Here is a 13,105-nt window from a genome sequence, read left to right as displayed (position 1 = left end):
GGGTTCCCATTCCGCCTTGAAATGGCTATGAAGCCGGGTCAAGCAAGCCAAAGTCGCGCCGATTCTGACGCGACCCTCCTCACTCACGGACCAGTCCATGCGTTTGTCGCGCTATTTCCTGCCTATCCTCAAAGAAAACCCGCGCGAGGCCGAGATCGTCTCGCACCGGCTGATGCTGCGCGCCGGCATGATCCGCCAGCAGGGGCAGGGCAGTTTCTCGTGGCTGCCACTCGGCAAGCGGGTGCTGGACAAGGTCTGCCGCATCATCCGTGAGGAGCAGAATCGCGCCGGTGCGCTGGAAATCCTGATGCCGACCATCCAGTCGGCCGATCTGTGGCGCGAAAGCGGCCGCTATGACGACTACGGCAAGGAGATGCTGCGCATCAAGGACCGGCAGGACCGCGACATGCTCTACGGCCCGACCAATGAGGAAGTGGTCACCGAGATCGTCCGCGCCTATGTCAAATCCTACAAGGACCTGCCGCTCAATCTCTACCACATCCAGTGGAAGTTCCGCGACGAAGTGCGGCCGCGCTTCGGCGTCATGCGTTCGCGCGAATTCCTGATGAAGGACGCCTATTCTTTCGACCTCGACTTCGAGGGCGCCAGGGCGGCCTACAACAGGATGTTCGTGTCCTATCTCCGGACTTTTACGCGCATGGGGCTGCAGGCAATACCGATGCGGGCCGATACCGGGCCGATCGGCGGCGATCTCAGCCATGAATTCATCATCCTGGCCGACACCGGCGAGAGCCAGGTCTACTGCCACCGCGACTATCTTTCGCTCGATGTGCCCGGAGAGAAGACCGACTTCGCCAATGCCGCCGAGATCGGCGATATCGTCAAGACTTGGACGACACCCTACGCGGCCACCGACGAGATGCATGACGAGGCGGCGTGGGAGAAGATCGGCGAGAGCGACAAGGTTTCGGCGCGCGGCATCGAGGTCGGCCACATCTTCCATTTCGGCGATAAATATTCGAAGCCCATGGGCGCCAAGGTGACCGGGCCCGACGGCAAGGATCATTTCGTCTCCGGAGGCTCCTACGGCATCGGTCCGTCGCGGCTGGTCGCTGCGATCATCGAAGCCAGCCATGACGACAACGGCATCATCTGGCCGGAGGCGGTGGCGCCGTTCGACATCGGGCTGATCAACATGAAGGCGGGCGACGCCGAGTGCGACCGCGTCTGCGACGAACTGCATGCCGTTTTCGTCGCCGCCGGCAAGGACGTGCTCTACGACGACACCGATCAGCGGCCCGGCGGCAAGTTCGCCACCGCCGATCTGATCGGCCTTCCCTGGCAAGTGATCGTCGGCCCGCGCGGTGTCGCCGCCGGCGAGATCGAGATCAAGAATCGCAAGACCGGCGAGCGCGAGACGCTGCCGATCGCAGACGTGAAAAAGCGCTTCGGTGTCGCCGCATGAGCGAGGCGGTGGCGGCAAGACCGGTCGGCGCCGGACCCTTTTCCATCTTCGAGCGCATGGTTGCCTGGCGCTATCTGCGTTCGCGGCGCAAGGAGACGGTGATCTCCGTGATCGCCTCGATCTCCTTCCTCGGCATCATGCTGGGCGTCGCCACGCTGATCGTGGTCATGGCGGTGATGAACGGTTTCAGGGCGGAGCTTTTGACGCGCATCCTCGGCGTCAACGGCCACCTGATCGTGCAGCCGCTCGATTCGCCGTTGGAGGACTATGCGCAGGTCGCCAGCCGCATCAACGGTGTAGCAGGCGTCAAATACGCCATCCCGCTGATCGATGGCCAGGTGCTTGCGCAAGGCAATGTCGGCGGCGGAACCGGAGCGCTGGTGCGCGGCATACGCGGCGAGGATCTGAGCAAGATCGCCATCGTTGCCAGCAACATCAAGCAGGGTTCGATCGCCGATTTCGACTCTGGCGAGGGGGTTGCCATCGGCAAGCGCATGGCCGAGAATCTCGGCCTGACGCTTGGCGATACCATCACCTTGATTTCGCCCGACGGCGACGTGACGCCGATCGGCACCACGCCGCGCATGAAGGGCTACAAGATCGCGGCGATCTTCGAAGTCGGCATGTCCGAATATGACACCTCCATCGTCTACATGCCGTTTTCCGAAGCGCAGCTCTATTTCAACATGGATGGGCGGGCGCAGACGATCGAGATCTATGTCGACAATCCAGACGATGTCGATGCGCTGAAACCGAAGGTGGAGGCGGCGGCGCAGCGGCCGATCGACATGGTCGACTGGCGCCAGCGCAACGAGACCTTCTTCTCCGCCCTGCAGGTCGAGCGCAACGTCATGTTCATGATCCTGACGCTGATCGTGCTGGTGGCGGCGCTGAACATCATCTCCGGCCTGATCATGCTGGTGAAGGACAAGGGCCACGACATCGCCATCCTGCGCACCATGGGGGCTTCGCGCGGCGCCATCCTGCGCATCTTCCTGATGACGGGTGCGGCGATCGGCGTGACCGGCACGCTTGCCGGTGTGCTGCTCGGCGTGCTGATCTGCACCAACATCGAATCCATCCGCCAGTTCTTCTCATGGATGACCGGCAAGGTGCTGTTCAATCCTGAACTCTATTTCCTCAGCCAGTTGCCGGCGAAGATGGATCCACGCGAGACCACCTATGTCGTCCTGATGGCGCTCGGCCTGTCCTTCCTGGCAACGGTGTTTCCGGCATGGCGCGCCGCGCGTCTCGATCCGGTCGAAGCCTTGAGGTACGAGTAGTGGCCGAGGTCATTATCGAGCTGAAGAGCGTCGAGCGGCACTATGTCCAGGGGCCGCGCAAGCTCACCATCCTGAACGGCGCCGATTTCTCGCTGAACCGCGGTGAGATGGTGGCGCTGGTGGCGCCGTCGGGCACCGGCAAGTCGACGCTGCTGCACACCGCCGGCCTGCTGGAGCGTCCCGACGCCGGCGACGTCATCCTGGCCGGCCGTGCCTGCGGGCGGCTCTCCGACGACGAGCGCACGGCGATCCGCCGCAACGATGTCGGCTTCGTCTACCAGTTCCATCATCTGCTGCCGGAATTCTCGGCGCTGGAAAACATCATGATGCCGCAGCTCATCAAAGGGCTCAGCCGGAAGGACGCGGCCGAGCGCGCGGCGCAGCTGCTCGATTACATGCAGATCGGCAAACGCGCGTCGCACCGGCCGTCCGAACTCTCCGGCGGCGAGCAGCAGCGCGTCGCCATCGCGCGCGCGGTCGCCAATGCGCCGCTGGTGCTGCTGGCGGACGAGCCGACCGGCAATCTCGATCCGGTCACCGCGTCTTATGTGTTCGAGGCGCTGGCGGCGCTGGTCAAGCAATCGGGCCTTGCGGCGCTGATTGCCACCCACAATCACGAACTGGCATCGCGCATGGACCGGCGCGTCACCCTGGCCGACGGCAAAGTGGTGCCGCTTTAGTCTCCGATGTCGTCATCCTAGGGCGGAGCTCCGCGGAGCGGAGCGTAGACCCTAGGATCCATGCCGTTACTTTCGAGACAAATGCAGGGGTCGAGGATATGCGACCTTTATCAGAGCGATAATTCTGCACCGTAGCATCGCCCCAAGGTCACGGCATGGATCCTAGGGTCTGTGCGCGTCGCTCCGCTCCTTGCTCCGCCCTAGGATGACGAAGCAATGGGTGTATTGGCTAATCGCAAAGACTGCGATCTCACCACGTAGCACCGTCCGACGCCCATCAACCTTTTCTTAACCCTGCCGATCTGATCGCCGCAAAAATCCGGATGCGGGCGGATCGTGCCCGTTGACTTTGAGACAAAATTAGAACAAAATGCGAACATATCAACAACAGGAGAGAGTTATGACCGATCTGGTTCAGGATGTCATCTCACTGGTTTGCATGAGCACGTTCCTTGTTTCCATGGCGATCTGGATCGGAGCCATGTGATTTGGCGGCGTTCGCCGTCGCTGTTCCCGCACGGTCGAAGGCCGTTCCGCCGTTAAGCTTTTCTTGCCGTCGCGGCGTTAGGGTGCCCCGGCAAGACAGGGAGCAACGTCCAGGTGTCGCCCATCGTCACGGCCATTCTGGTGGCAAGCAATCTCGGGCTAATCTTTCTCTTGATGACCGTGCCGCTGGGTCTGCGCACGATCCGGTTGACTCGTCTGGTGGCGATGGACCGGCAGCGCCTCTGGCAGGCGCTGTGGCCGCTCGGCAGCGATGCCGGCTGGTCCGGTGAGATCCTTTCCGCCGAGGCGCCGGACGGCGAGGGCGTGGCCCGCATCACGCTGTCGTGGGAAGGTCGCGACGGCAAGCCGATCGAACGCAAGTCGCGGTTTGAGGACGTCGTCGAAGGTATCAGCTTCTCGATGCGCGTCATCGAGGACACCGCGCTCGACGCTTCATTCTGGAAGGATTTTCGCGAGACCACTGAGCTCGTTTCCGAGGGCAACGGCACGCGGGTGACGCTCAGCCAGACCGATCGCTATCGCGGCGTTGCCTTCCTGGTGTTCCGCTATTTCGCCATGCGCCGCGAGCTTGGCAAACTGCAGCGCTGGGCGCGGACCGGGCAGTATCGCAAGGGCGGCTGGTTCGAGCATCCGTTGAGCCAGGTCGGTTTCGCCGGGCTTTCGGCGCTGATCCTGTGGCCATTCTTCGGCCTTCACTTCGGCGGCCTGGCACTGGCCGCGATCCTCACATCAGTGGTCGCCCTGCATGAGCTTGGCCATATGGCGGCGTTTCGGCTTATGGGCCACAACCGGGCACGGATGATCTTCATTCCGCTGCTCGGCGGCATCGCCATTGGCGGGCGGCCCTATGACAGCCGTTTCGAAGTCGCCTTCGTGGCGCTGATGGGCGCCGGCTTCTCCGCATTCCTGGTGCCGATCGCTATCGCCGCCAGCACCTTTGCCGGCGCTGAAGGACATCGGCTGGCGGCGGCGCTGCTGGCGACACTGGCGGGCTTCGCCGCCCTGTTCAACATCGCCAATCTGGTGCCGGTGTGGAAGTTCGACGGCGGTCAGGTGCTGCGCCAGATCTGTCCGGGGCCGGTCGCGCTGGCGCTGGCTTCCTTCTTCCTGCTCTCGGCTTTCCTGGCCGTGGGTTGGCAGGCCGGCTTTTCCTCCAATTTCCTGCTCGCGACGGGAGCGGTGTTTTCGATCCTCAGCCTGTTGACGATGAGCAGCGGGGTCAAGCCGCGTTACGAGCTGAAGCCGATCCGCACCATCGACCGCCTCGCCATGGCCGCGGCGTTGCTGGCGGTGTTCGCCATCCATGGCTATGGCGTCCTGTGGGCCTCCGCCCAGCTCATCTGAGGTGTGTTGATATTCAGATGGATGCCGGCCTGTGAATCACACATAGCTTGAGCCGTACCGGATCAGGAAGAATCAGCCGGCCTTGCGCTCGGCTTCGACAGGCAAAGCCGTGGCGGGACCGAACACATCCTCGAAGGCGGATTTCAGCGCCAGGTCAAGATCGGCCATGGTCAGGGGAAGGCCGAGGTCGACGAGGCTGGTGACGCCGTGGTCCTGCACGCCGCAAGGCACGATGCCGCTGAAATGGTCGAGATCGGGCTCGACATTGATGGCGATGCCGTGGAAGCTCACCCAACGCCGCAGCCGAATGCCTATGGCCGCGATCTTGTCCTCGGCCGGCGAGCCGTCCGGCAGGGCAGGGCGGTTCGGCCGCACGACCCAGACGCCGACCCGGTCCTCGCGGCGCTCGCCCCGCACATTGAAGACGGCCAGCGTGCCGATGATCCACTGTTCGAGCGCCGCGACGAAGGCGCGGACGTCCTCGCGCCGCCGCTTCAGATCAAGCATGACATAGGCGACCCGCTGGCCCGGCCCATGATAGGTGTATTCGCCGCCGCGGCCGGCCGCGAACACCGGGAAGCGGTTGGCGTCGATCAGGTCCTCGCCGCGGGCGCTGGTGCCGGCCGTGTAGAGCGGCGGGTGTTCGACCAGCCAGACCATTTCGCCGGCGGCCCCGCTGCGGATCGCCTCGGCGCGCGCCTCCATGAAGGCAAGTGCTTCGGGATAGGCGGTAAGGCCGGGCTCGATCAGCCATTCGACCGGTGCTGAACCGGGGAGCGGCAGGAACGACGTGGCGATCTGGCTGCGTTCGGGCATGGCGTATCGTCTTTTCGCTTATGCATGTCGCGTCCCAAAACCGCCTCGCACCTTTGGGTGACATCAACTTGCCTTCCATATGGCGATATCAGGCGCAAACGTCCAGTTCCGACGCTGCGTTCGGACCCTGTGGAGCATTATGCCAATCGCCTGACATTATTGCTTGCCGTGCACTTGTTTCGCCGGAAACGATTTGCTACACGCCGCGAGCCGGTCGGTTCCGGCTCTACCACGTGCGGTCGTGGCGGAATTGGTAGACGCGCAGCGTTGAGGTCGCTGTGGGGCAACCCGTGGAAGTTCGAGTCTTCTCGACCGCACCATTCTCTTCCCAGAGTCCGATTTGTACCGGTCTCGCCCGCTGCGGGCCGGGCGCATTTCGTTTGATATTCCCGCACTTTACGCCACTTTCTTTCTGAGCGTCGGATTCTCCCAAAACCGGTTTCCCCTTTTGGGTCCGATGCTCTAGACCTGATTTGCACCTTTTCCGGGATTCTTGTGGCGGGAGGCGCTGGTGGAAGGCGAGCACGAACGGACGACCGGCGCCAGGGCCGCCGAGGACAACCACGCCGATATCTATGGCGAGGACGGCGCCGTGCTTTCGTCCTTCCTGGCGCGGATTGGCGCGGCGATCGCAGACCGCGACACGCTGACCCTCAAGCATGAAGTCGACGACCTGCACCAGTCGGAACTCGGCGACCTGCTCGAGGCGCTGCATCCCGAACAGCGCCGCGCGCTGGTCGAACTCCTGGGCGCCGATTTCGACTTCTCCTCGCTGACGGAGGTCGACGAGGCGATCCGTATGGAGATCGTCGACAATCTGCCCAATGCGCAGATCGCGCAGGCGGTGCAGGAGCTCGATTCCGACGACGCCGTCTACATTCTCGAGGATCTCGACCAGGAAGACCAGGACGAGATCCTGTCGCAACTGCCGTTCACCGAGCGGATCAGGCTGCGCCGCTCGCTTGATTATCCCGAAGAGACGGCCGGCCGCCGCATGCAGACCGAGTTCGTCGCGGTTCCGCCGTTCTGGACGATCGGCCAGACCATCGACTACATGCGCGAGGACAACAACCTTCCCGAGCGCTTCAGCCAGATCTTCGTCATCGATCCGACCTTCAAGCTGCTCGGCGCCATCGACCTCGACCAGATCCTGAGGACCAAGCGTTCGGTCAAGGTCGAGGAAGTGATGCACGAGACGCGGCACGCCATTCCGGCCACCATGGACCAGGAAGAGGCTGCGCGGGAATTCGAGCAGTACGATCTTTTGTCGGCCGCGGTCGTCGACGAGAACGAACGGCTGGTTGGCGTTCTGACCATCGACGATGTCGTCGACGTCATCCAGCAGGAGGCCGAGGAAGATTTGATGCGCATGGGCGGCGTCGGCGACGAAGAGCTTTCCGACAGCATCTTTTCGACCTCGCGATCACGCGTTCCGTGGTTGCTTATCAACCTTCTGACCGCGTTCCTGGCGGCGTCGGTGATCAGCCTGTTCGACCGCACGATCGAACATATCGTCGCACTGGCGGTGCTGATGCCGATCGTCGCAGGCATGGGCGGCAATGCCGGCTCGCAAACCATGACCGTCACCGTGCGGGCGTTGGCGACCAGGGATCTCGACATCTACAATGCCGGCCGCATCATTCGCCGCGAGATGGGTGTCGGCTTCATCAACGGCATCGTCTTCGCCATCCTGATCGGCATCGTTGCGGCAGCCTGGTTCCGTGACCCCAATCTGGGCGGCATCATCGCGGCGGCGATGATCATCAACATGTTCGTGGCCGCCCTGGCCGGCATCCTGATTCCGCTGCTGCTCGATCGTTTCAAGATCGATCCGGCGGTCGCTTCGGCGGTCTTCGTCACCACGGTTACCGACGTCGTCGGTTTCTTTGCATTTCTCGGCATCGCCACGTGGTGGTTCGGTGTGCCCTGAAGGCACGCCTTTTGGCTTAATTGACTTTTACGTAAATGCCGTGCGAGGCTTGCGCGGGGCGCCATGTCGATTCCGGCATGGCATGGGTTTTGGTTCGGGACATAAGGGTGACGCCGGCATGGCGATCGCCCCTTGGTTTCGGCGTGCGGGAGTGGCAATGCGAGAATATTATTCGATCACCGAGTTGACCCGTGAGTTCGATGTGTCGACGCGGACGCTGCGCTTTTACGAGGACGAAGGGCTGGTGCAGCCGGTGCGGCGTGGCCGCACGCGGCTGTTTCGCCCCTCCGACCGCCACCTCATCCGTCAGATCATGCGCGGCAAGAGGCTTGGTTTCTCGATCAACGAAATCCGCGAAATCATCCAGATGTACAGGGAGCCGCCCGGCGAAGTCGGCCAGCTCAACCTGATGATCAAGCGCATCGAGGAAAAGCGCGAGGATCTCCGGCAGAAGCGCCGCGACCTCGAGGAGACGCTGGCTGAACTCGACCAGGCCGAGGAGTCTTGTGTGGAGCGGCTGGTCGAGCTTGGCGTGAATACCTGAGCGGACTGGATTCTATCGCGCGTTAGCGTTCGGAATGAGCGGAAACGTCTATTCCTTCTGCAATGCACCGCGACGGCGCAGAACTTTGCTCCGCTGCACTCCTAGACCGAGGTCACGGCATGGATCCTAGGGTCTCCGCGACGGAGCTGCGCTCCTGCTTCGCCCTAGGATGACGAAGTTCGCAAGACTTAGGCTAATCGCCGAAGTGTGCACCTGTCAAAACCTCTCCGCGATGGAAACCGGAGCGCCAGCTCAAATCCAGCGGCGCACGCGTTTCGCGTAGTCGCGGTATTTCTTGCCGAATTTTGCCGCCAGCATCTTTTCCTCGCCTTCGATCGCCATTTTTTGCGTGGCATAGGCGGCGATGAAGGCGAGCGGCAGGAACCACACGATGCCCGAGACAAAGGCGACGCCGATCAACAGCAGGGTGTTGGCCAGATACATCGGATTGCGGGTGATGCCGAAGGGACCCGTGGTGACCAGGTGATCGGGCACAGCGTTCGGGTTCAGCGTGGTCTTGGCGCGGACCATGGTGCGGATCGCGGTGACCCAGAGCGCTGCAACGGCAAGCAGCACCACCCAGCCGGCGGCGAAAAGAATGTCGCCCAGGAGGTCACCGATCCAGGGCAGGGGATAGAGCAGGCCCAGCGCGATGCTGATGGCGATGGCGGCGGTGTAGATCAGCGGCGGCCACGGTATGAGCCCCGGCTTCGGCTGGTTCTCGGTCATTTGACCCCTTCCTCCATCAACTTGCTGTCCGTCTTGGCGGTACACATGCCGGCGAGATCGGACAGATGCGTCTTCCATTCCGCAGTCTGGTCGTTGTTGTAGAGCCGATCAAGCGTCGCCTCGCCCTCGAGCGTATCGAGCATGCAGACACAGTAGCTCGTACAGAACTCGGTGTCGCGCGACTGCTCGCAGGACAGCTGGCAGGTTTTGAGGAAATTCACCTGCGGGGTTTCGACCTGCGCCGGCATGATCTGCGAGAACAGCCAGACGCAGCCGATCAGCAATGGCTGGTGGATCAGGTAGAACGCCAGGCTGTGCCGGCCGATAAAGACCAGCGGGTTGGCCCAGCGACCGGGCGCCAATTCGGCAAGCCGGGTAAGCACGCCTGAACCGGCGGCGAGTTTCGTCACCGCGATGCCCGCAAGCACGGCGCCGAACCATGGAAACAACGGAACGTAGTCGTTGGAGCGTGGATTGTTCGCCGACAGGCCTACCCACCACAGCCATGGGTGATCGAACGCCTCGAGGCGCAGATAGACAGGCGCCGCAATGACGAGCGCGGCGACGACAAGCGTCAGCAGTGCCGGCAGCCGCAGAAAGGCGAGGCCGAGCAGGCTGGCCAGCGCGATCTCGTGCAAAATGCCGAAGAAGATGAATCCATCCGGCGTGGCGATACGGGTGACGACCGATATCGCGATCGCGGCTCCGGCGACCATGGCGAACCGCTTCCAGAAGCCGTTCCAGCGGATTTGTCGGCCATGGGCGAGATACAGGCTGACGCCGACCAGGAACAGGAAGGTCGAAGCGATGCCGCGCGCGTAGATCTTCCACCAGCCGAAGGCGGTCAGGCCGGGATCGGTGTAGCCGAAGAACTCCAGGTCCCAGGTGAAATGGTAGCTTGCCATGGCGATCAGCGCGATGCCGCGCACGATGTCGATGGCGACGATGCGCTTTGGTCGATCCTGAACGGGTGCGGTCGGCGTTTGGATGCTCATGGTCTCGCATTCTGATTCAGCCCCGCTGGAGGACTATCACGGTTGCCCCGCACAAAAGAAGACCGGCAATCCTGCCGATAACGCCGGATCGGCCGCGGCATTGGGCCAGTGCCGGGAAGCCTTTGGCCGGCTTCGCTTTTGCCGGATGCACGTCGGTTTCCTCTTATTGGCACTGGGGTCGCCACGTCAGATTTCACCCGGTGAATCTGCTTCGGGGAAAGCAATGTCCACCCATGTGCGCCATCCGATCTGGCTGCCGGCTCTCAAGGCCGCGGACGCGCGCACCTTCGCGTCGCTCTATGCGGTTGAATCCTTCGCCCGCGCCACGGTGTCGAGCGTCATCCCGATCCAGGCCTACGAGATACTGCACAACGAGCAGATCGTGTCGATGCTCTACACAGTCGTGGCGATGCTCGGCCTGTCGGTGACATTGTTCATGCCGATGCTGATCCGCCGTTTTGCCCGCCGCTGGGTCTACACATCAGGCGCCTGCCTGCTGGCCGTCGGCTCGCTGTTCTTCGTCACCGACACGCTCGCCGGGCAACTGGCCGGCATGCTGTGCCGGGTGATGGGCGCCAGCGCGCTGTCGATCACGCTCAACCTCTACATCATGGACCACATCCGCAAGACCGACTTCATGCAGGCCGAATCGCTGCGCATGGCGTGGTCGATGCTGGCCTGGACCGGTGGGCCGACGCTCGGCATCTTCCTCTACACGCGCTTCGGCATCTATGCCGCGCATGGTGCGGTCGCGGTGTTCGCGTTTGCCCTGCTGGCGCTGTTCTGGACCTACCGCCTCGGCGACAACCAGTCCATCCGTCCGGGCAAGACGCGCCCTGTCAATCCGCTCGCCAATATCGGCCGTTTCGTCGCGCAGCCCAGGCTCAGACTGGCCTGGCTGATTGCCTTCGGCCGCTCCTGCTTCTGGACGACGTTCTTCGTCTATGGGCCGCTGTTCATGGTCATCACGGGCGAGGGCAAGCTGGCCGGTGGCCTGCTGGTTTCGGCCGGCAACGCGCTGTTGTTCATGGCGATTTTCTGGGGCAAGGCAGGAAAGCGCTTTGGTGGCCGCGGAACCATGACATTTGCCTATTTCGCCATGTCAGCCGCGCTGCTGGCGGCGGGCTTCGTCGGCGAAACCGTGCCGTTGCTTACCGGCGCCTTCCTGCTCTGTGGTGCCTTCTTCACCATTGCGCTCGACGCCCTCGGCTCGACCGCCTTCATGCGCTCGGTGCGCTCCTATGAAAGATCTCAGATGGCAGCGGTCTACCGCACCTATCTCGACTTTTCCGAGTTGACGCCGCCGCTGGTCTATTCGGTGGCGCTGGCCTTCTTCGGCCTGGGCTCGGTGTTCGTCACGCTCGGCCTGCTGGCGGCGGTCTGCGGCTTTGTGACGTGGCGCTATCTGCCGAAATCACTTTGACCTTCATGGCGCATTCGCAATGGTCACCGGCGGAATTTGGTTTGCCGGAAGCGAGGATTCTGCCTATAGTCACCGGTGTCGCCGGTTCCATTTTGGAGCCAAGAGGGAATGCGGTGAGGGCGAATTTCGCCCAATGCCGTGGCTGCCCCCGCAACTGTGTGCGGTAGTCCTCTCCATAAACCACTGAGGATTTTTTCTTCGGGAAGGTGGGGAAGGACGCTGATCCGTGAGCCAGGAGACCTGCCGGCGACAGGAAACTGACTTCGATGCCCTCGGGTGGAGGGCGAAAGGACAAGACATGACTACCGCTTCCGTCTCCCTCGGCGCCTCCGTCTCCTCGCAGTCGCGCTTCATGCAGCTCGCGCTTGCCGCGCTGCTCGGCATTTTCGTGATGGGCTTTGTCGGCTTCTCGCATATCGATGCCGTCCATAATGCGGCTCACGACTATCGCCATTCGATGGCGTTTCCCTGCCACTGACGAGGGGCTGACATCATGAATCTGTTTCGCAACGTCGTGTTCATCGCGGCGATCGCAGGGCTCGTGGCCGGCGTCGTCCTCGCCTGCCTGCAGGCCTATGCCACCGTGCCGCTGATCCTGAAGGCGGAAGTTTACGAACAGGCGGGCGGCGGGCATCACCATGACCATGGCGCTCCGGCCGCAACGGATAGCAATGCCATGAGCACAACTGCTCCGGCGGGAGATGCGATGAGCTCTGCTGCCCCGGCTGCGGCGGAAGCCGCTCCGGCAGACGAAGGTTGGGCGCCGGCAGACGGTTTCGAGCGTTTCGCCTTCAGCGTGCTTGCCAATATCGTCACCGGCATCGGCTTCGCCTTGATCCTGGTCGCGGTCTCCGAATTCGCCGGCGGCATCGGTGGCTGGCGCCAGGGCGTGTTCTGGGGCCTTGCCGGCTTTGCCGTGTTCACGCTGGCACCGGGCCTCGGCCTGCCGCCGGAATTGCCTGCCATGCCGGCCGCCGATCTCACCCAGCGGCAGATCTGGTGGTGGGCAACGGTGGCGGCAACCGCTGCCGGTCTCGGCCTGATCGCGTTCCGCAAGTCGCTGCCGCTGGCGATCCTTGCCGTCTTTTTGATCGTCGCACCGCATGTTGTCGGTGCACCGCAGCCCGACAGTTACGAGACGGCGATTCCGGAAGGGCTGCATCACCAGTTCGTGGTGGCGGTGACCGTGACCAACCTCGTGTTCTGGCTGGTGCTCGGCGCGGTCGTCGGTGTGGTGCGTGGCCGCTTCACCGGCACCGCGACCAGCCTGCGCGACAGCTTTGCCTGATCGCAAGACACTGACCTTCCTCATCGGCGGTGGGGGGCCGCGGCGGCAGGGCCACGCCGGCAGGATGGATTGGCCGCAGGCGGCGCCGCCGGCGCCAGTGGCCGCCGGGGCGCCGGAAAAATATCCAGATGGTCGGAGCC

General features: G+C 63.0%; 12 protein-coding genes, 1 tRNA gene and 1 riboswitch. Of the genes, 10 read left to right on the top strand and 3 right to left on the bottom strand.

Features of this window, described 5'->3' with window-relative positions; genetic code table 11:
• Window positions 1-97 precede the first annotated feature (97 nt).
• The 4 genes from proS to NKJ37_RS25765 all read left to right on the top strand — a co-directional run bounded on the left by proS (window position 98) and on the right by NKJ37_RS25765 (window position 5,240).
• Window positions 98-1,426 (top strand): proline--tRNA ligase, encoded by a 1,329-nt coding sequence (gene proS, locus NKJ37_RS25780; protein WP_352439834.1) that lies wholly within the window; start codon window positions 98-100, stop codon window positions 1,424-1,426.
• Window positions 1,423-2,709: a lipoprotein-releasing ABC transporter permease subunit gene (locus tag NKJ37_RS25775; RefSeq protein ID WP_127293254.1), complete on the top strand. Its 1,287-nt coding sequence runs from the start codon at window positions 1,423-1,425 to the stop codon at window positions 2,707-2,709. The genes proS and NKJ37_RS25775 overlap by 4 nt, the downstream gene beginning before the upstream one ends.
• Window positions 2,661-3,389 carry an ABC transporter ATP-binding protein gene (locus tag NKJ37_RS25770; protein ID WP_352775547.1) on the top strand — a complete coding sequence of 243 codons (729 nt, stop codon included), beginning with the start codon at window positions 2,661-2,663 and terminating at the stop codon, window positions 3,387-3,389. Before NKJ37_RS25775 ends, NKJ37_RS25770 begins: the two co-directional genes overlap by 49 nt.
• A 600-nt stretch (window positions 3,390-3,989) precedes the next feature.
• Window positions 3,990-5,240, top strand: a complete 1,251-nt coding sequence (locus tag NKJ37_RS25765) for a site-2 protease family protein (protein ID WP_352439835.1) — start codon at window positions 3,990-3,992, stop codon at window positions 5,238-5,240.
• 72 nt (window positions 5,241-5,312) lie between these two features.
• On the opposite strand, the gene lipB is transcribed toward NKJ37_RS25765, so the two are convergent.
• Window positions 5,313-6,056, bottom strand: coding sequence for a lipoyl(octanoyl) transferase LipB (gene lipB, locus NKJ37_RS25760; RefSeq protein WP_352775544.1), 744 nt, complete (start codon window positions 6,054-6,056; stop codon window positions 5,313-5,315).
• 235 nt (window positions 6,057-6,291) lie between these two features.
• On the opposite strand from lipB, the gene NKJ37_RS25755 reads away from it, so the two are divergent.
• The 3 genes from NKJ37_RS25755 to NKJ37_RS25745 all read left to right on the top strand — a co-directional run bounded on the left by NKJ37_RS25755 (window position 6,292) and on the right by NKJ37_RS25745 (window position 8,530).
• Window positions 6,292-6,376: transfer RNA gene (locus tag NKJ37_RS25755), tRNA-Leu, on the top strand.
• 191 nt (window positions 6,377-6,567) lie between these two features.
• Window positions 6,568-7,986 (top strand): magnesium transporter, encoded by a 1,419-nt coding sequence (mgtE, locus tag NKJ37_RS25750; RefSeq protein ID WP_352439837.1) that lies wholly within the window; start codon window positions 6,568-6,570, stop codon window positions 7,984-7,986.
• A 157-nt stretch (window positions 7,987-8,143) separates the two neighbouring features.
• Window positions 8,144-8,530 carry a MerR family transcriptional regulator gene (locus tag NKJ37_RS25745; protein WP_027034793.1) on the top strand — a complete coding sequence of 129 codons (387 nt, stop codon included), beginning with the start codon at window positions 8,144-8,146 and terminating at the stop codon, window positions 8,528-8,530.
• Window positions 8,531-8,782: 252 nt separating this feature from the next.
• On the opposite strand, the gene NKJ37_RS25740 is transcribed toward NKJ37_RS25745, so the two are convergent.
• Both NKJ37_RS25740 and NKJ37_RS25735 read right to left on the bottom strand, forming a co-directional pair.
• On the bottom strand, window positions 8,783-9,259 hold the full coding sequence (locus NKJ37_RS25740) for a methyltransferase family protein (RefSeq protein WP_023812367.1): 477 nt from the start codon (window positions 9,257-9,259) through the stop codon (window positions 8,783-8,785).
• Window positions 9,256-10,254 (bottom strand): heparan-alpha-glucosaminide N-acetyltransferase, encoded by a 999-nt coding sequence (locus NKJ37_RS25735; protein ID WP_352439838.1) that lies wholly within the window; start codon window positions 10,252-10,254, stop codon window positions 9,256-9,258. The genes NKJ37_RS25740 and NKJ37_RS25735 overlap by 4 nt, the downstream gene beginning before the upstream one ends.
• 223 nt (window positions 10,255-10,477) lie before the next feature.
• Between NKJ37_RS25735 and NKJ37_RS25730 the strand changes: the two genes are divergently transcribed.
• The 3 genes from NKJ37_RS25730 to NKJ37_RS25720 all read left to right on the top strand — a co-directional run bounded on the left by NKJ37_RS25730 (window position 10,478) and on the right by NKJ37_RS25720 (window position 12,965).
• On the top strand, window positions 10,478-11,677 hold the full coding sequence (locus tag NKJ37_RS25730; RefSeq protein WP_127297842.1) for an MFS transporter: 1,200 nt from the start codon (window positions 10,478-10,480) through the stop codon (window positions 11,675-11,677).
• A gap of 65 nt (window positions 11,678-11,742) precedes the next feature.
• Window positions 11,743-11,939, top strand: a riboswitch (cobalamin riboswitch).
• 36 nt (window positions 11,940-11,975) lie between these two features.
• Entirely contained in the window at window positions 11,976-12,155 is a 180-nt protein-coding gene (locus tag NKJ37_RS25725) for a CbtB domain-containing protein (RefSeq protein ID WP_013531117.1), read from the top strand.
• Between the two features lie 15 nt (window positions 12,156-12,170).
• Window positions 12,171-12,965 (top strand): CbtA family protein, encoded by a 795-nt coding sequence (locus NKJ37_RS25720; protein ID WP_352439839.1) that lies wholly within the window; start codon window positions 12,171-12,173, stop codon window positions 12,963-12,965.
• Window positions 12,966-13,105: the final 140 nt, after the last annotated feature.

Source organism: Mesorhizobium sp. M0140, from assembly GCF_040322475.1.
Classification (GTDB): Bacteria; Pseudomonadota; Alphaproteobacteria; order Rhizobiales; family Rhizobiaceae; genus Mesorhizobium.
The sequence above is the reverse complement of the archived record's forward strand: the minus strand, read 5'-3'. Positions and strand labels throughout refer to the sequence as shown.